Genomic DNA, 17751 nt, shown 5'->3' on the forward strand with positions numbered 1-17751 from the left:
CCGGTATTGTTAAAAAGTTACGTTTAAATTAAATGAATACGTTGGGCGTATGGACAAATTGATTTGTGGCGTTTGACCTGATTGTGCGGGATCCTGACCTTTTAAGTCTTTATGCGCAAGCGTGAACAAGTTCGTTCCAGACAAGCCAATATACGCTGATTTCAGACCCAGCGACTTGCATAGGTTATTTTCAAGATTATACCTGAATGAGGCCGACTGCAATTTCAAATAGTCACCACTCACAACCCTCAAATCAGAGTTATCATACATTTCATAAACATCTGTTGCCCAACTGTAAGGTAAACCATTCCACCATGGTGCTACGTTAACTGGATTTACTTTCAGCCCAGGAATATTGGTAAAATTCTCATCACCTGGCTTTCTCCAGCGATCAACAAATTCTTGGCGAAGGTTTTGTTGTGGATAAGGCGTAATAGTAGATCCTGAATTTGAGGTTCCATAAGAGGAAGCGATTTTGAGCAGACGTACTTTATTACCCAAACTATAAGCGAAATTTGTTGAAAGACTGAAATTTCTATATCCAAAAGAATTAGATATCCCGCCCTGCAATATTGGAATTCTGGTCCCTGACTCGTCGAGTACCTGAAAATATACCTCAGCAGGCGTCTGACCATCATAAGTCGTTTTCAAGCTTGCATCCGTGTTATAGAAAGTTGGAGAACCATCCGCATTACTTAGTCCCTTGTATTTGAAAGAATAAAAAGTATAAAGCGGTCTACCCGTAATCTGCACATTTCCGTTTAGCAAGTTAGATACATTGACGGTATTCTGAACTAGATTTGTTTTATTGTTCACCGCAGCTGTGATTAATTTATTGATGACCTGCCCGAGTTGTGGGTCTATTCTCCAGCTAAATCCTCGTTTACCATCCTTCCCTACCGAGGTGTTTATCGGCATAAAATTTAAAGATACTTCGAAGCCTTGATTGGTTAAATCACCCTGATTTACCACATACTGGTTTACTCCATTGATTTCTGATACCGCTTTGGTTAGGAAAGCATCTGTTGTCTTCTTATAGAAATAAGATAATGTACCATTAAGCTTCCCGTTAAATAGACTAAAATCGACGCCAAAATTCGTTGAGCTAGTTTTTTCTCGACTCAAATCCGGGTTTGGCAAGTTTGTTACTGTAGAAGTCAAAGAATTATAAATGACATTATTTGCACTTCTCTGCAATACCAATTGCGAAGTCTGATTATCAATCATATTTCCCTGAAAGCCATATGAAGCACGTAAGGCAAGATCATTTACCCAGTTGGTTTCATTTAACAAATCTTTTTTAATATTCCATCTACCCGCTATGGCATAAATCGGTTGAAATTTACTATTTGCCTGTTGACCAAATTGATTAGAAGCGTCAGATCGAATACTACCGCTGATTAAGTAACGTTCGTCATAACTATAAGTCGAGGTAGCATACACCGAAAGAATATTAGTCAGTTGTTCATTGACAATACCCATAAATTGAGGGTTATTGTTGACTAAGTTATAATAGGCCCCAAAGGTAGTTGGTATAGAGTAGAAAGTTTTTCCACGGTCCTGGGCATATCCCCTTCTGGTAATTGCAAAGCCATCGTATTTCGTTGAGGACAATTCTCCCCCTAGACTGGCCTGAATACTGTGTTTTCCCGCCGATCCAAAAGATTTATTATAATCAGACTGTAGTCTTGCCGTATAAGAATTCTTCACCGTATTGGCTTCCCTTAATTCACCTCCCAATGGAGCCAGATTAGCACTTAAACCATCATTGATTAGCTTTTTTATGTAAAAAGTCTTTTCTGTAAATGAGGTTTCTTCATTTGTACTCGCTGTAGAATACGAGATCGTCGCGGAAATACCTAAATCCTTGTAAATCTGATAACCCAACTTAGAAGTTAACATCGCTGTTGAGAACCGAGTCAGCTTTAACGCATTATCCATATCCTCCTGAACATTGTAAAGATAAGACATGCTATAGTCGTTGTTACGTTGATAAAAGTAAGGACTACCATCAGGATTGAAGGCGGGTATTGCTCTACTTGTGTTATACGCATAGTTTAACGCACCAACTTCCGTGGGAATATACTTTGATGTTCCTGTATTTGCATTTAAACCAAATTGAAGCGTAAACTTCTTCAAATTGGCATTAATACCAACGTTGGTGGAATATCCCTTTAATCCTTCACCCTTAATGGTTCCCTGCTCATTATTATAGCCTAAAGAGCCATAATATTTTACAGCCGGGTCACCCCCCGAAATGCTCAAAGTATGTTTGGTAGATAACGCATCTCTCGTAATTACATTAAACCAATCGGTATTGGTTGTTTCATAAAGCGATACCAATCGTTGAAATTCCGCATAATCAATTTTTCCTGCGTAATAATCCTGAACAGCAGCTTCATAGCCTGTAGGAATAGTGAGATTCTGGTAAACCATTTTACGCTCGATCATTTCCCTGGAAACATCTACCCGATCCTTAGAATTCATAACATATACCGATTTATCCGAATAGCGAGGTCGCTGGGTAAAGGTGCCGGCAGCAGAATAAGAAAAAACTGGTGGACCTTGTTTACCGCGTTTGGTGGTAATTACAATGACACCATTTGCCGCGCGTGCCCCATAAATAGCTGTAGCTGAAGCGTCCTTAAGAATATCTATCTGATCAATATCGTCAGGATTTAATCCAGAAATGGAATTACTCAATAAATTGACAAAATCCAGGTTGTTAATTTGTGCAGGATCGACGTTAACCGGATCAGTTAATACAATACCGTCCAACACCCATAACGGCTCCTGATTCCCTAAGATTGTTGAAGTCCCTCTGATTCGAAGCCTTGGCGCAGCACCAACTTGACCAGAGTTTTGCATAAAGGTCAAACCTGATACACGACCTTCCAATAACTGATCCAAACGGTTAATTCCCGGAGTTAATATATCTCCAATTTTAAGACTTTGAACCTCACCAGGCAAATCTTTTCTTTTGATACTCTGGTACCCCGTAGAAATCACCACTTCATCGAGTGCACTGGCTTTTTCCTTCATCACTACTTCAAGAATAGTTAGGCCCTTTAGTTCAATTTCCAAAGTCTCAAATCCTATATAAGTAAACACGAGAGTAGATTGCGCATCTTCCAATCGGATCACAAACCGACCATTTTTATCTGTGGCAGTCTGTAAAGCGGGGTTACTTTTAGAACGAATAGAAACGCCGGGAATTGGCTTTTTGTCTTTGTCTAGTACGGCACCAGTGATCAGAACAGAATTAACATTACGCTCCTTTAATTTGCGCTCGTCCACATTCACCACAATCGTATTGTGTACAATGGAATAGCTAATTCCTTGCTTGCCTAATGCAAGGTCAAGTACTTCTTTTAAAGACGCGTTTGCTACCTTTAAATTAACTGGTGATGTATTTCTCAGCAAGGCCTGATCCACAATAAAACTATAACCAGTTTGTTTTTTGATTACATCAAATAAGCTATTCAATGAAATATTATTCCCCTTATAGGTAATCGTCTGCGAGTAGGACTTTGCAGTTGAATTCAATATAAAAAAAAGCAACAAAACAGTCGTGATTTTCATGATCCGCAAGATTTTTTTAGCAATTTGATTGTTCCGGAGCATTTTGCCTCCAGACTTTGGCTCATGCTGACAACAGCCGTCCATAGGGCAACAATGCCCTTTGATAATAAAAGTAAGTTCCATACTTTTGGTAAGTCTTTGGTTTAAGTTAAATGAAGGTTTAGTAGTCTGATTTTAAGCGTAAATCAAAAATAGTTCCCGGGGGTAGGTCGAATTACTCCCGGTTTTTTAATCTGCCGCTAATTCCCGAAACCTGGTTCCGGAGGAATGTTTGGTTTTCTCATTTAGTTTTCTGTAAAGGTTTAATCATATCTATTTATTTGTTAGCATTTTGTTTATTGTTTTCTCTTGGTCCATTTACAACGATGATCTTTCTACCTTCAATTTCAAAGTGAACTTGTTTTGTCTCCTCTAAAACCTCCAATAGTTCGTTGGCATTACTTTTCTTGGGTATAACGCCATAAAACTGATGATCACTAACTGCTCCTTTATAAATTACATCTACATCATACCACCTCGAAATTTGTCTTAGAATAGCAGTGATGTCTGCTCCTTCAAATCGGAACTCCCAGTTCTTCCAGGCCAAAACCTCTTCTAAACTAGGCCTGTTGATCTGTATTTTACTGTCTTTTGCATCCATTACTGCTTGCTGACCAGGTACGAGCATACTCATAACACTTTCATTACCGACCCTCACTGATCCATGAACCAATGTAGTTTTTACATATTGCTCATCAGGGTAAGCCATCACATTAAAACCCGTCCCATAAACCCTGATGTTTACACCTTTAGCTTCTACATAAAAGGGTTGCTCCGGATTTTTAACTATCTCAAAATATCCTTCACCGCTAAGTTTTACAGTTCTATTATCGTTTTTAAAAGCTGTCGGAAAGGTTAAAGTAGAGGAGGAATTTAACATGACTGTAGAGCCATCCGGCAAAACGACCTTATACATCCCCCCTTTAGGCGTACTCAGACTATTCATTTCTGCTACGACAGCCTCACCACTATAGACCAATCCAGCATTTAATTTTGCATTAATTACCATGTTGCCACTCTGTGCAACCACTCCAGCAGTGTTGCTGTCCAACACAATTGTTTTACCATTACCCAGCGTTAGAACTGCCTTATTTCCTGCTTGAGAAATGTTTTTTTTTGCTCCAGCATCTGTATTGGTATTTATAAAGTATATACCGATTCCGCACACCAATAGCAAACTAGCAGCAATGGCTATTACTTTTTTGTAATTAAATAGCATCCTTCGTACCTGTGGTTCTACAGCTATTTTCGCCAGAAGCTCCTGTTCCATCCTATTCATTCTTAGCTCTTGTTGGCTGGCATCCATATGAAAAGCACCAGTCTCATTCAGACGGGCATACCACTGCTCAACAATCAACTTTTCCTCATCGGTTGCTTGACGGTTATTGTACTTTTTGATTAGATCCCTAATATATGATGAAGTCATTTTTTCTCTTTTACACCCCTATGTCAACTGAAACCGATCAAAGGGGTAAAAAAAATAAAAATATTTTATTATCAACACAATGAATTAACAAATCACTTCAACAGAAATAATAAAACACTAATTCCGATGGCATTTTTTAATAGCTGTAAAGCGTGTTGTATGTGTTTTTTAACAGTTTCTTTAGAAATTCCCAGTTGATCTGCAATTTCCTGATGAGTAAGATACTTATCTCTGCTGAGTTTATAAACTACTTTCATTTTATCTGGCATTTGCTCAACTACTGTAGCAATAGCCTGCTCCAGTTCCTTCAATTGCAGTAGTTGTTGTGCATTACAATCCCCATTTTGTTCAATAGTAGACAAAAGCACCTGGATGTAGTCACGTTCGAATATATCCCTTTCAATTAAGTTCATTGATTTGTATCGAACACTGGTATGTAAATAAGCCAGTACCGACCCAGTAATACTAATCTCACTTCGTTTAGTCCACAAAGCCAAAAAAATCTCCTGAAGGACATCTTCAGCACGATCTTCTGACCGTAATACCCTGCAAGCAGTCCCGAAGAGTTCAGTCCAGTGCCTTCGGTATAAAATGGAAAAAGCAGACTCCTCCCCAACTGAAATTAATTCAATCAGTTCCTTATCTGTCAAGTTAGCATTTATTGGCATCCCGTTTTATCCTTAGTTTGATTTCCACACTCCCAAATGAGGATTTTACTACAAAAAATCTGTTATATCGTATTCGCGTCTAAATGTAGAAAAAAATACGTTGAGATTGTTACTACGACTATTTGGAATGAACGCTCAACCACTCTTTTGAACGTATAGCATAAACTATGAACTTCAATGTTCTAAGATACTACAGACTGATCTAATTAAGACATCCATAAATCACTCCTAACAAACAGCAAACCTCAGTCCTCTACAACACACTTATTACCATCAAATACTCTCGCCATTGAGAGTACCGGGGTCTACTGGAAAAATTTATATAAACTAAGATACTTAGCGAAAAAACTTAACTCGACCAGGATTCAAAGCTAACAAATCTGGAAAAATCGCTTAATCAAATCTTAAAAAATACTTAATGCCCGTAGGGCCGCGCGTATTTTTGCGCAGACAGCCCTACAGGCCAACAACAGCATAACAGGAAGATTAAAGATAAATCCCTGTTTAAGCTTCCTCGTTATTTGGGTTTAAATTGATGCCAATAACCTTATGATCCCTGTCATCTATCACCCGGCCGCAGGCTTCACACCTGTACAAATATTCCCATTCATCGCCCGGTTCGATAAGGTCACCATCTTCATCGCAGGAATAAAACCCATTGTAACAGGGCATATTTCCGCACAAGCATACCCAAGCATCCCTGTCCTGCTCCTCATGAGTAATGTATTCACCAGACACAGGTTTTAAAATAGAGGGTAAAGCTCCATTCTTTCCTTCAACTGCTTTTAACAATTCCAAAAGATCAATTAATCCAAAAAAGTCAATTTCAAGATCAGAAATACAACTACGCAAGAATTTTTCCGAGGTATCAGCAAATGAAGTATCTATAATAATCTCTGTATTTTCATCCAGTCGGATGGCATCCATATACATACTTATTTCATCGGAAAAAGGGTTGAATTTCAGTTCTGTCATTGCTACCATTCTAGTGATTCGCTGTAACTCACAGGTTAGACTGTATATGACTTCTTCGGCAAAGTCCAAAAGCTCCGATTTCAGTACATTGATTCCTTTTATTCTTTTCATAACCTGTTTCATTAAATTTCAATAAATAGCTTCACCGCCAGTGCGAACTTGGGAGAACAGTATTTTGTTTCTGCATATCGTAATAAAGTATGAACTGTAAAAAGAGAAATACTTCCTTTGAATAACTGTTTTGTAAACAACTTCCGACAGTAAAAGAAACTCTCCCCATATTGCTTTATGCGGTCAAAGGTTTTCATAGCCAGCAAAACACAGTAGTCTTGTTGAACAACACATTTCCCCGAAGTTTCGGCTGCTTCTTCTCTATCTTCTATTGTTTCAATGGCACATGCCTTTAAATAATCGGTGAATTCAACAATAGATGCGGGATATAATTTATAAAGGATTTTAATTTTTTGGTGTAATTTCATTTCATGTATAGGTTTCATAATTTTAGAATTAATGGACAAAATTTGCCCTTGATTGACATTAAATAATAACTTAAAAAAACATGGGTACAGCAAGTTTAAACCTTTGGTTATAAGATTCCGTTTCTGCATATTTGGTTAATTGATTTAGGGTTAGGGTGGCATAATCCAGGAAAAACAAATGGTTTGCAAATGCTTCTGAACTGGATTCCAGTTTTGAACGTTTGCTTTCCAAAAGCTGCAGGATATAGCCCGAAGTAACCCGCCATCGTTCAAAATGCATCAACCGGGGATTCCATAATTTTTCATAACCTTCCTTACGTTCATATATGTGCGCACAGAATTTTTGCAGATGGTTTAAAAACTCCGGTATTTCATTAGGAAAAAGCGCATGTAACAACTTGGCCTTTTCCTTAGTATTGAGTTTTATGATTGGCTTCATCATTCTTAGAACTTAGGGGGCGGAAGTCCGCCCCGTGAATAAATAAACTAATTAATAGCTGTAGTTTTATCGGCATCCTGTTTGAGTATCACCAGTTTGCTATAAATATCTTTCCAGTAGCTTAAACGTTTCTTATGAAATGCTTCCTCCTCCTGAGTAGGGTTCTTGATTTCGTAAGTGAGGTACATGGCCACCTGAAAAATGGCCGTTTTCAAATCTGTCACTTCCAGTAGATTTCCTTCCTTATCGATTATATATCGTTTCATTGTATGAAATTTAGGGGGATTACTCCCCCATTTAATAATCTGTTAATTCAAGGCGCTTGCCCCTGTTTTGGTAAAGTCCATGCACAAATCAAATGCGGTTTGTGTACGGGTCAAGGCCGTACCCGACATAATGGATTTAAACTTGCTTTCATCGTCTTTATAATTGCGCACATTCTGAAAATAACCCGTTACTGAATTGTAAGCGCCAAAAACTGTCCCCCTTGTAGTGTTCATTTGTTGCGAAGGACTTGCCATTGCATACTCGTACACATTTTCAACGATATTGTTAAACTGGGTCGAGAGTTCATCATTCTGAAAATTGCGCAGTTTTTCCAGTACCTCACGATTTGGCACCATAGCCAATTGAATAAGACGTTTTAATTCGGGATCACTGATCCGTACGTGCGACCACCTGTTATAAATCGCTTCCATTTCAATAGAAAGGCTATTTGATATACCCAGCATCATTTGCGCCTGCTTCAGTTTATCGGTAGCAGTGGCCGTATGGCGGATTTTAATGCAGTTTGAATTGTGCCTTAAAGCAGCGTTTAAAGTATTCGCACAAACAATTCTGACAGGTGTAAAAGCGATACTGATACTGCCTGAACCGTCATGTGAGGAAGTCAAAAACAAATATTGTTCAATTAAATCTTCACGCCCTACCCGAATAAAATCCGGTAGTTTGGCAGTAATAAAGATAACCTGTCCACGTCCAAGGCATCCGGCCGTTTCATACTTGATCCCAGTTCCCCCACCTACTATGCTATCAAAGAAAGCAAAAGCCTCTGTATTCTGTACTACGTTATAATCCTTACCCACTAAACCCAGTACTTCGTCTGTATCGGTTCTCATCGTAGAAAAGAAATCCGGCACTATAATATTAGGCTCAAAGCTGTTCATATACTCGTCCGTTTCCACGTCATTAAAAACAGCGAAGTTTTCAGAATTGCAGGTAAAAAGCGGGCGTTTCTCAACTTCAAAATTCAAACCTGCGTAGACAATTGCCTCGCTACTGGTCGGGTAATGCTCAATGATCTGCCCAAGATTGTGCCATGCTTTTTCTTTCACACTGAAAAAACTATGCTGATTGGTATTGCTGTTATAATTAAGGTTATGTGACATGATTTTAAAAATTAAGGGTGATTAAATCCAGTTGCTAAAAGTTCCGTTTCCAGTACCTTCACATTCTCGGTGCTGTCAAAACTGTATTTAGTCTCCTGTTCAAATTCGGCTACCGTTTCCATCAGGCTATCGGTCTTGCTTTCGACCTCTACCCGAACGATGATATATAAAATGTGATTTTTCATACTTAGGAATTTTAGGCAGCTGGTTAAACCTTTCCAGCTGCTGATAAAATGCCGAGGGGTTATTTTACTTAAATTCCAAGCCATACCCCGGCTCATACACATGGTCTAGGAATTCGATAAAAGCCCTTTCCATACTTAAATATTTAGGTGAATACTGACGCCCCCGCCTAAACAGGGGCGCTGGTATATTTAAGCAGGAATAAGGTTAACGATGTCGGTTTCGACCTCTTCGAGTTTTTCAGTGCAAAGGCTGTTCACCTGCTCGGCAACGCCTTTAATGATCGTAGGGTTTTTAGTGGTAAAGGTTTTACCATTGTCATCCTTAATGGTGAGTAGACAGCCTTGATAATAGTTGCCATCTGTTTCGTCCGCATTGTCTTTTAAAACCAACTCGAATTCGTCCAGCGTGGTAATGATATTTTTTAAATTGTCCCTGTGCCTGATCTTACGGGCTAATTCGTCCCCGAGTTTAATATGACGTTCCAGTATTGCCCTTTGCTCGGCAATCTTTTCGACTATACTTTTTTTGATCTCTAATTTGGTAGGTTCGGACTTCGCCTTTTCCGCTTCTTGATTTACATTTACAAATCCACCTTTTGTGCTTTCCGCTTTTGGCTCTTTGCCTGTTTCCTCCTTTTGCGATACCGCATTTACCGGATTACCTGCTACAAATTGAGGGGCTTTTTTGTCTGCTACGGCGTTTGTTCCTTTAACCTCTGCGCCTGTTTTTACTTTAGTTTCCATTTTTTATGGGTTTTAATTTGTCCACCCTACCTACTACCCTTCGGCAGGAGCCACTGCTGGCTTTTTGTTAAGCACCCTCGCCTGATTAAGCAGGGGGTACAGGCAAGGCTTTTGGAAAAAAAATACAACCCGAAGGCGCAGCCGAGGTGTGGAGATTTTTTTTTCAAAACCAGCGGAGCAAAGCGGAGCCGGCTTGACTAGGTGCCCCCTGCATATCAGAACTTTCGAAACAAACAGCCTAATACTTACCAGTTAAGCAAGCTTAAAAAACCTTAAAAAAATGGTGTAAAATAGCCAGGCATTTAGCTATACTCAAAGAAGCTGCCTGGCTCCTGCCCAGGTGGGCGGTAGATATATACAGGTTTGTAGGTGGGTACGGATGCCGGGGATATGCGCCCTGCCAGCTCCAATGCCGCCAGCACGGTGCAGGATTTAGCGATGCCCATGCCTTTGAACCTGCAAAGTTGCTCCAGGGTCATGCTTTTCAGACCAGACAGGTCTGCGCCCTGCCCGGCCAGTATGCGCTGGGCTAGTACAATTGATGATTCATTCGGCGTGCCCGAACCAATCAATATCGCCAATAGCTCTGCATCACCAAGCTGGGCTGCACCCAGCGCCATAAGCCTTTCCCTCGGCCGCTGTTCCGGTGCCATTCCCTTTATGCCCTTTGACGCTTTGGCCTCAGCATGAATTTCATTCATGCCTTTATATTCTGCACCATACCATGCAGCACTTTGAAACAGCGAAGAGAAGGCCTGGATGAATTCAGCGAATTGATTTTCAAAAACAATCACCTCCCACCTCTTATAGCTACCATCTGGTTGCTGCTCGCTGCGAGTGATCTGGATATAATTACTGTTGTTCTCTGCACGCTTGAAATCCAGGAAATAATGCCTGTTTCCCTGGTTATGCAAAGCTTTCCATAAACGTGGTTATGGAAACTAAAATATAATGGAAAGCTATCTTGTTTTGAATCAATTAGCTAAGTCTTTAACCGGGTTTATTAATAATCTGACTTTACATTATTTTGTTCTGAGCAATAGTGCTTTAACTAAATAATTATTAAGATGAAAAAACAAACCATTGATGATTTACTTATGAAGTTTGACAGCCATTTAAGAGAACTTCGGCGGCACTCCTACACCATAAGTCAATACTGGCAAATTTGGAAGTTGCTCAGAACTTATATGTCGAATAGCGGAATTACTTACTTCGATCCAGGCGTTGGCAAAGAATTTATTGACATTAGGCTAGGAAAATATGATTATAATTCACTTGATAGACAGCAAAAGCGGTTGGTTAACGTAATCGATGCTCTCTATTTATTTCAGAAGTCGGGTACAATAGCACTGGGTAGGTCTCCCCAAAGAAGGAAACCACCGCTGGTTTTCGAAGGAAAAGCGGGTGAAGTAATAAAAACTTATATAGAAACAAATGCCAAGGTATACTCGTTAAGGCCGGGTACTATCTACAAGCACACTATTGCCCTTCATGAGTTTTTAGCATTTATTACAAGTGAAGGTTTGGTAGATGTTTCTGAATTAGCCGAAAGACACATTTTAGCGCTTATAGAACTTGTAAGTTCTAAATCTGCCTATAGAAGATTCCTGATGCTTACTGTTGTAAAAGGTTTTCTCGGATATATATACGAGGAAGGATTAACAGGTAAAGATCTATCCTTTTTAATTCCTAAAACCAATTATAAAAGCCAACCGAAGCTACCATCTGTATATTCTTCAGATGAAATAAAGTCAGTGCTTAGTACGATTGACAGATCTAGTGCTATAGGAAAGAGAAATTATGCGATGCTTTTGCTTGCAACTAAACTTGGTTTAAGAATATCAGACATCGCTGGGTTGACGTTTGAAAACTTTAATTGGGACACAGGTATAATCAAACTTTATCAGTTCAAAACGGGAAAGGAAATTACTTTACCAATTTTACCAGAGGTAGGAAATGCCATTATAAATTATCTAAAATACGGAAGACCAGTCTCTGATGATAACCATTGCTTCTTAAAACACTTCTACCCTTATTTAAGGTTAAATCCACAAGACGTCAGTTATGCAGCTAGATATTATTTCCGGCATTCTAAAGTAGATGTGAAAGACAGAAAGCATGGTGCACATGCACTAAGACATAGTTTTGCGACACATTTACTTGACAATAACGTCAGTTTTCCTGTAATATCTGAAACGCTGGGACATAGTCAAACGGAATCAACGATGTATTATCTACGTGTTAGTAAGCAGCAATTGAGCCAGTGTGCGCTTGATGTTTTATTGGTTCCTATAAGCTTCTATACTCAGGAAGGAGGATTTGCATCATGAAGCCCCTTTATTATAGTATATATGGCCCACTAATCATCGAGTATATTGCCATGAAACGTGGCCTTGGTTATAGATATAACAACATTGAATACTCGTACACACAATTTGACCGATTAGTGTCACAAAGGGATGAAACAACAATAGGACTTTCAAAGGAGCTTTGTGACCAGTGGTGTGCAAAACGTCCTAATGAATCTGATAAGGGTTGGTATGTCAGGATTCGACATGTTAGACAGTTTTCATCCTATTTAATTACGTTGGGATATACATCTTTTTTGCCCAGACTGCCCAAAACAAGATCAACTTACACTCCATATATCTATTCTGAAGGAGAAATTGCATCGATATTCAAATCAGCAGACGATCTCAAAACCAATTTCATGTGTAATAATTCGATGGTATTAATCATTCCTTGTTTAATAAGATTATTATATGGCTCTGGCATAAGGTTAAGCGAGGCTTTGACGTTGTCGCGTAAGGATGTGGATATTGATGATAGAGTCATTACACTGCGACACACCAAGAACGGAACGGATCGACTGGTTCCAATTTCTGCGTCTCTTGCGCAAGTAATAAAGGATTATCTTGACGCAAGGGAGCACTTTCCAATCAGAAGATCAACTAATCTACTCTTTGTACACCCCAATGGATTATCTTGTTATCCCACATCAGCATATAGGTGGTTCCGGAAAATCCTTGCTGCAGCTAATATACCTTTTATTGGTAATCACCAAGGGCCGCATTTACACGATTTAAGGCACACATTCAGCGTGCATTCGCTTGCGAAAATGGCGGAAAGTGGTATTGATCTGTATCATTCATTACCAATATTATCTACTTATCTGGGGCATTCAAGCATCTCAAGTACAAATGATTATGTACGTCTTACCAGTGAAATGTACCCGTCAATCCTATCAAAAGTCAACAATATATGTCCATACCTTTTTCCAACTGTTTATGAAGATACAAACAATGAAAACAGTTGATTTTCCAAGGAGTCTGGCAAATTTTCTTACAAAATACCTTCCTGGAGAAAGGGGTATGAGTAAAAATACGATCGACTCCTATAGAACTACCTTTATACTGTTAATATCCTTTATGAAAGAGCAAAAAGGTATTTTTCCAGAAAAGCTAGTATTCAATGACTTGACAAAAACAATTATTGAAAGCTTTCTAAATTACCTGGAAAACGACAGGCTTTGTTCAGCTTCTACGCGCAACGTTAGGTTAGCCGCTTTGCACTCATTCTTTAAGTATGTTCAATATGAATGGCCTGAACACCTCGATGAATGTAGAAAGATACTATCGATAAAAGTAAAAAAGGCCAAAAAAGGCTCAATGAATTATTTAACATTGGAAGGAATCAAACTCTTGTTATCTCAACCTGACCTCTCAACCAGTACAGGACTTCGGGATCTGGCAATGCTCGCATTAATGTATGATACCGGATGCCGAGTTCAGGAGATCATCGATCTTCATCCTTCTAGTCTAAGACTTAATAAGCCATACACAATTAAGTTAGTTGGCAAAGGCAATAAAGCTAGAATAGTCCCCCTGATGGAAAATCAAGTTGCTCATTTGAAGAATTATATGTCAAAGAATCATCTTTTTGAGGTATATGCAAACATGTATCCCTTATTTTTCAATAAAAGGAAAGAGAAGCTAACAAGAGCAGGTGTGACATACATTCTTGATAAATATCTTTGCATGGCTAAAATCCAGGATTCCACCTTATTTCAGGGTAAAATCAGTTGTCATTCATTAAGACACTCTAAAGCCATGCACTTGCTTCAAGCCGGAGTAAATCTGGTTTACATTAGAGATATTCTTGGACACACGTCAGTAACAACTACAGAAATCTATGCTAGAGCAGATTCTAAACAAAAACGCGAAGCAATAGAAAATGCCTACGTAGATCTAGTAGACAAAGAGATACCTGTCTGGGTTGACAATGAGAATTTGTTGAGCTGGTTGAAAAACCTTTAAATAATATAAAGTGGGTTGTCTATATTTATGCAAATTATGCTGGAATAGGGCAACCCACTTTATAAAGTACGCGTTTGAGTAGTCTTTATTTTGTAATTTCTGTAACTGTATAATACTTTTTTCTGAACCAAAAGGCAAGGTTAACTAGGGCAATCAAAGCAGGAACTTCAACGAGAGGTCCTATAACACCTGCAAAGGCTTGTCCGGAATTGATGCCGAATACACCGATGGCAACAGCAATAGCCAGTTCAAAGTTGTTACCTGTAGCGGTAAATGCTATCGAAGTACTTTTGGAGTAATCAGCTCCAAAATAACGTCCTGCAAAAAAGCTAACCACAAACATGATAGAGAAATAGATGACAAGCGGAATAGCAATTCTTACCACGTCCATAGGGATCTGAACGATCAATTCACCTTTCAAACTAAACATCACTACAATAGTAAAGAGCAATGCGATCAAAGTGATTGGTGAGATAAGGGGAATAAATTTATTTTGAAACCATTCTTCTCCTTTCATAGCGATTAGTGCATATCTACTGATTACCCCCATCGCAAACGGGATACCCAAATAAATCCCCACACTTTTAGCAATTTCCGAAATGGTAATGTTAACATCCAGACCTTGAAGACCAAAATATGGTGGAAGGACAGTGATGAAGATGTACGCAAATACACTGTATAACAATACCTGAAAAATACTATTAAGCGCAATTAGTCCAGCGGCATATTCACGGTTTCCTTCAGCAAGTTCATTCCAAACCACAACCATTGCTATACATCTGGCCAAGCCAATTAGAATCAATCCAACCATATATTCAGGATAGTCCCGTAAAAAGGTAATGGCAAGAAAAAACATCAGTATCGGACCAATTACCCAGTTCAATACTAATGAAACACTTAACACCCTGGTATCTTTAAATACTTTACCCATTTGCTCATACTTAACTTTAGCCAATGGTGGGTACATCATCAAAATCAACCCTATTGCTAATGGAATATTTGTTGTTCCATTGGAAAATGAGTTGATGAAACCTGAAGAAGACGGAATAAAAAAACCAATGGATACACCAATAGCCATAGCCAGGAAAATCCAAAGCGTGAGGTAACGATCTAAAAAGCTTAATTTTTTTCGCTCAACTGCAGGGGTACAAATATTTGCAGACATAGTTATTTGATTTGTGAAAATATGTAAAACATTTCAGTAGCTATCTGCAAACTTCTCTCCTGATATTTTTCTATTTGCTGTGGAGTATTGTCAAATGCTTTTGGGTCATCAAATGTTATTGGAATACGCTTTTCAGCTCCGGAAATAAATGGACATCCTCCATCAGCTTGTGAGCAGGTCAATATTGCCGCAAATGCACTTGAAGGGTTAAATTCATCATCATAAGTTTTTGAAAAGCCGATGACAGGATGTTCATTCTGGCTATATTTTATGGCGTATATCGGATTACTTCCTTCGGCAATAACCTGAATTTTAAATCCCGACTGTTTCAAAGTTTCAGCGACTAGAGGAAACAAAGCAGTGGCTTCTGTTCCGCCTGAATAACAAAAAACGTCTTTAACGCCATAATAAGCTGCAGCTGTTTGTGCCCACACTTGAGAAAGATGACTTCTTCGTGAATTGTGTGTACATATCAAGTTAAGCCGTACTTCTTTTTGGGCGCTGTGTTTCTCTTGAATATAATCAATTAAGGGTTGCAATACCGCTTTGCGATCTGAGGTGATATTATCAAACTTGAAAGTGCTAACTACACTTTCAAGTTCCTGAAAAAGGTTTGTTTTCGTTGTTATGTTCATCGCTCTTAAAATTAACAGCACCCGCCACCTGGAGTACAGGTTGAACCTGAAGTCAGATTTACCATTTCAATTTTTTGTTTTTCGGCAGGAATACCGCATTTGTCCATTGCAAGACAAGCGGTTTTCTTGGCTAGTAAAAGAAAGTTCTCCCCGTCAAATCCCAAGTCATACTTACCTATAGTTTCTGCCTGGTATTCTACTTCAATTTCTAAATCTTCCATTCCCAGAACTTTTTCTGAAAGCGAGATGATATGAAGTAATTTCCCGGCCTTTAAACGGTGTTCGTAATCATCCGCATCCCATAATTGGAAATTAGCCACTTTTTCATGGCGCACTGTTCCCCCGCAGTCGATAAAGTCCTTTGTAATAATTCCGACTTCGGTTACATGGAAATGTTCGGGTACTGAATTCCCATTTTCCAGTTTAAAATTTACTCCTTCAACCGTAGCAAGGATTTCTTTAATTTCTGATAGTTTCATAATTTATGTATCTATAGTATTATTGCAATTTAACGATTGATATAAGCAAAAAAAGGTTAACAACAAGATGTTTCACCTTTGTACTCGGCAAGAAACCCACCCAATTGTTTCTCCAACAATTTCCAGGTTTTTGGATTGATACAGTAGCAAATACTAACTCCCTCTATTGTTCCTTGTATAATCCCTGCATTCTTTAGCTCTTTTAAATGTTGCGAAATTGTAGCCTGGGCTAAACCGAGTTCCCCAACGAGATCACCGCAAATACAAGTATTTGAAATTAATATCCTTTGCAGGATAGCAATTCTTGCAGGATGAGCCATAGCCTTTAACAAGGTCGCAAGCTGGTTCTGCTCGTCTGTAAATATTTCTGTCTTTGTAAGTCCCATAATTTTATATCGCAATATTACGATTGCCTGGTCAGATATCCAAAATTTTCATCGTAAAATGTTGATTTAATTACAAATTACTGAAAGTCAACTCAATATTTTTTCCTGAATTTCCAGGACACCATGCAAATAATGCAAAGTGAAAAGTGTGTTCATATGCAGTATGGGCACTTATCCATATCAACTTTCCATTATATTTTACTTTCCATAATTAAGCGAAAATGATTCCGATGCTAAAACTTGTCTTTTCATAACATTTAAGAATTTGTGTTCAGCAAAGTTGAAAACGACAACAACAAATATTAGGTACAAAAACAACTTACCCGATCAAAATTCAAATCATTCGATCTTTCTAAAAATTACCCGATCTCAAAACATTAAATCGGAAGAATATGTTATGGTATAAACCAATAGCCAGATGAACACAAATCAATACCATCTAATCTCAGATAACTGTGCTTTTTGCAATAAGCCATTACACGGCCGCAGTGATCAAAGATTTTGCAACGATACCTGTCGGAACACCTATAACAGAAATATACGAAAGGCAGAAAGAGTCCCTCCTCATCAAAACTCAAAGCAAATCTTCGAGATCCTCAAAAAGAATTATGAAATTCTTAAAAAGAATAGCCACCCGGGTGTAATAGTAGACCATAACAGACATCAACATTATGCTATTGATGATTTTTATGCCACTGGGATAAATACTAAATTCATTACCAGTATCCATATAGATGAAGCCGGTGATAGCTGGAACTGCGTTTTCGACAGGGGATATTATATGGATTTTGAACAGGTAATAGTCAAGGATTTTCCTGAACAAACTGACATTTTTTGAATATCAT

Annotated in this window: 19 protein-coding genes; 4 read left to right on the top strand and 15 right to left on the bottom strand. The window is 38.6% G+C overall.

The annotated features are described in order from the left end of the window. Positions 1–9: 9 nt before the first annotated feature. From BLS35_RS24575 to BLS35_RS24625, 11 genes are all read right to left on the bottom strand, one after another. Positions 10–3582, bottom strand: coding sequence for a SusC/RagA family TonB-linked outer membrane protein (locus BLS35_RS24575; protein ID WP_207909182.1), 3573 nt, complete (start codon positions 3580–3582; stop codon positions 10–12). Between the two features lie 316 nt (positions 3583–3898). Continuing rightward, positions 3899–5047 (bottom strand): FecR family protein, encoded by a 1149-nt coding sequence (locus BLS35_RS24580; protein ID WP_090786376.1) that lies wholly within the window; start codon positions 5045–5047, stop codon positions 3899–3901. Positions 5048–5139: 92 nt separating this feature from the next. Beyond that, positions 5140–5715: an RNA polymerase sigma factor gene (locus BLS35_RS24585; RefSeq protein ID WP_090786378.1), complete on the bottom strand. Its 576-nt coding sequence runs from the start codon at positions 5713–5715 to the stop codon at positions 5140–5142. A 504-nt stretch (positions 5716–6219) separates the two neighbouring features. Then, positions 6220–6801, bottom strand: a complete 582-nt coding sequence (locus tag BLS35_RS24590) for a hypothetical protein (RefSeq protein WP_132226064.1) — start codon at positions 6799–6801, stop codon at positions 6220–6222. A gap of 11 nt (positions 6802–6812) precedes the next feature. Then, positions 6813–7187 (bottom strand): hypothetical protein, encoded by a 375-nt coding sequence (locus BLS35_RS24595; protein ID WP_090786382.1) that lies wholly within the window; start codon positions 7185–7187, stop codon positions 6813–6815. A gap of 52 nt (positions 7188–7239) precedes the next feature. Next, complete coding sequence (locus BLS35_RS24600; RefSeq protein ID WP_090786384.1) at positions 7240–7611, bottom strand: hypothetical protein; 372 nt, start codon at positions 7609–7611, stop codon at positions 7240–7242. A 44-nt stretch (positions 7612–7655) separates the two neighbouring features. Continuing rightward, a complete protein-coding gene (locus tag BLS35_RS24605; RefSeq protein WP_090786386.1) occupies positions 7656–7874 on the bottom strand; it encodes a hypothetical protein in 219 nt (72 codons plus the stop codon). A gap of 42 nt (positions 7875–7916) precedes the next feature. Beyond that, entirely contained in the window at positions 7917–8996 is a 1080-nt protein-coding gene (locus BLS35_RS24610) for a DUF932 domain-containing protein (RefSeq protein WP_090786388.1), read from the bottom strand. Positions 8997–9007: 11 nt separating this feature from the next. Next, positions 9008–9181: a hypothetical protein gene (locus BLS35_RS27955; RefSeq protein WP_165973406.1), complete on the bottom strand. Its 174-nt coding sequence runs from the start codon at positions 9179–9181 to the stop codon at positions 9008–9010. A gap of 189 nt (positions 9182–9370) precedes the next feature. Beyond that, entirely contained in the window at positions 9371–9925 is a 555-nt protein-coding gene (locus BLS35_RS24620; RefSeq protein ID WP_090786391.1) for a hypothetical protein, read from the bottom strand. Between the two features lie 302 nt (positions 9926–10227). Beyond that, positions 10228–10839, bottom strand: coding sequence for a UPF0758 domain-containing protein (locus BLS35_RS24625; RefSeq protein ID WP_090786392.1), 612 nt, complete (start codon positions 10837–10839; stop codon positions 10228–10230). Between the two features lie 153 nt (positions 10840–10992). Here BLS35_RS24625 and BLS35_RS24630 point away from each other — a divergent pair, with 153 nt between their 5' ends. The 3 genes from BLS35_RS24630 (at position 10993) to BLS35_RS24640 (ending at position 14241) form a co-directional block, all read left to right on the top strand. Beyond that, positions 10993–12255, top strand: a complete 1263-nt coding sequence (locus BLS35_RS24630) for a site-specific integrase (protein WP_090786393.1) — start codon at positions 10993–10995, stop codon at positions 12253–12255. Positions 12256–12530: 275 nt separating this feature from the next. Next, on the top strand, positions 12531–13241 hold the full coding sequence (locus BLS35_RS24635) for a tyrosine-type recombinase/integrase (protein ID WP_207909180.1): 711 nt from the start codon (positions 12531–12533) through the stop codon (positions 13239–13241). Further along, a complete protein-coding gene (locus BLS35_RS24640; RefSeq protein ID WP_090786468.1) occupies positions 13228–14241 on the top strand; it encodes a site-specific integrase in 1014 nt (337 codons plus the stop codon). The genes BLS35_RS24635 and BLS35_RS24640 overlap by 14 nt, the downstream gene beginning before the upstream one ends. A gap of 85 nt (positions 14242–14326) precedes the next feature. Here BLS35_RS24640 and arsB read toward each other — a convergent pair whose 3' ends face one another. The 4 genes from arsB to BLS35_RS24660 are packed head-to-tail and all read right to left on the bottom strand — an operon-like array spanning position 14327 to position 16906. Further along, complete coding sequence (gene arsB, locus BLS35_RS24645; protein WP_090786396.1) at positions 14327–15406, bottom strand: ACR3 family arsenite efflux transporter; 1080 nt, start codon at positions 15404–15406, stop codon at positions 14327–14329. A gap of 2 nt (positions 15407–15408) precedes the next feature. Further along, on the bottom strand, positions 15409–16041 hold the full coding sequence (locus BLS35_RS24650; RefSeq protein WP_090786398.1) for a low molecular weight phosphatase family protein: 633 nt from the start codon (positions 16039–16041) through the stop codon (positions 15409–15411). An 11-nt stretch (positions 16042–16052) separates the two neighbouring features. Next, entirely contained in the window at positions 16053–16520 is a 468-nt protein-coding gene (locus BLS35_RS24655; RefSeq protein ID WP_090786400.1) for a DUF6428 family protein, read from the bottom strand. Positions 16521–16576: 56 nt separating this feature from the next. After that, positions 16577–16906: an ArsR/SmtB family transcription factor gene (locus BLS35_RS24660; RefSeq protein ID WP_090786402.1), complete on the bottom strand. Its 330-nt coding sequence runs from the start codon at positions 16904–16906 to the stop codon at positions 16577–16579. A 418-nt stretch (positions 16907–17324) separates the two neighbouring features. Here BLS35_RS24660 and BLS35_RS24665 point away from each other — a divergent pair, with 418 nt between their 5' ends. Then, positions 17325–17744, top strand: a complete 420-nt coding sequence (locus BLS35_RS24665) for a hypothetical protein (protein ID WP_090786403.1) — start codon at positions 17325–17327, stop codon at positions 17742–17744. Positions 17745–17751: the final 7 nt, after the last annotated feature.

The sequence above is a fragment of the Pedobacter sp. ok626 genome, from assembly GCF_900100435.1.
Lineage (GTDB): Bacteria > Bacteroidota > Bacteroidia > Sphingobacteriales > Sphingobacteriaceae > Pedobacter.

What these genes read in the sequence shown, in the direction of transcription:
- BLS35_RS24575 (WP_207909182.1), bottom strand. Translation starts at nt 3,582, where the DNA reads ATGAAAATCACGACTGTTTTGTTGCTTTTTTTTATATTGAATTCAACT.
- BLS35_RS24580 (WP_090786376.1), bottom strand. Translation starts at nt 5,047, where the DNA reads ATGACTTCATCATATATTAGGGATCTAATCAAAAAGTACAATAACCGT.
- BLS35_RS24585 (WP_090786378.1), bottom strand. Translation starts at nt 5,715, where the DNA reads ATGCCAATAAATGCTAACTTGACAGATAAGGAACTGATTGAATTAATT.
- BLS35_RS24590 (WP_132226064.1), bottom strand. Translation starts at nt 6,801, where the DNA reads ATGAAAAGAATAAAAGGAATCAATGTACTGAAATCGGAGCTTTTGGAC.
- BLS35_RS24595 (WP_090786382.1), bottom strand. Translation starts at nt 7,187, where the DNA reads ATGAAACCTATACATGAAATGAAATTACACCAAAAAATTAAAATCCTT.
- BLS35_RS24600 (WP_090786384.1), bottom strand. Translation starts at nt 7,611, where the DNA reads ATGATGAAGCCAATCATAAAACTCAATACTAAGGAAAAGGCCAAGTTG.
- BLS35_RS24605 (WP_090786386.1), bottom strand. Translation starts at nt 7,874, where the DNA reads ATGAAACGATATATAATCGATAAGGAAGGAAATCTACTGGAAGTGACA.
- BLS35_RS24610 (WP_090786388.1), bottom strand. Translation starts at nt 8,996, where the DNA reads ATGTCACATAACCTTAATTATAACAGCAATACCAATCAGCATAGTTTT.
- BLS35_RS27955 (WP_165973406.1), bottom strand. Translation starts at nt 9,181, where the DNA reads ATGAAAAATCACATTTTATATATCATCGTTCGGGTAGAGGTCGAAAGC.
- BLS35_RS24620 (WP_090786391.1), bottom strand. Translation starts at nt 9,925, where the DNA reads ATGGAAACTAAAGTAAAAACAGGCGCAGAGGTTAAAGGAACAAACGCC.
- BLS35_RS24630 (WP_090786393.1), top strand. Translation starts at nt 10,993, where the DNA reads ATGAAAAAACAAACCATTGATGATTTACTTATGAAGTTTGACAGCCAT.
- BLS35_RS24640 (WP_090786468.1), top strand. Translation starts at nt 13,228, where the DNA reads ATGAAAACAGTTGATTTTCCAAGGAGTCTGGCAAATTTTCTTACAAAA.
- arsB (WP_090786396.1), bottom strand. Translation starts at nt 15,406, where the DNA reads ATGTCTGCAAATATTTGTACCCCTGCAGTTGAGCGAAAAAAATTAAGC.
- BLS35_RS24650 (WP_090786398.1), bottom strand. Translation starts at nt 16,041, where the DNA reads ATGAACATAACAACGAAAACAAACCTTTTTCAGGAACTTGAAAGTGTA.
- BLS35_RS24655 (WP_090786400.1), bottom strand. Translation starts at nt 16,520, where the DNA reads ATGAAACTATCAGAAATTAAAGAAATCCTTGCTACGGTTGAAGGAGTA.
- BLS35_RS24660 (WP_090786402.1), bottom strand. Translation starts at nt 16,906, where the DNA reads ATGGGACTTACAAAGACAGAAATATTTACAGACGAGCAGAACCAGCTT.
- BLS35_RS24665 (WP_090786403.1), top strand. Translation starts at nt 17,325, where the DNA reads ATGAACACAAATCAATACCATCTAATCTCAGATAACTGTGCTTTTTGC.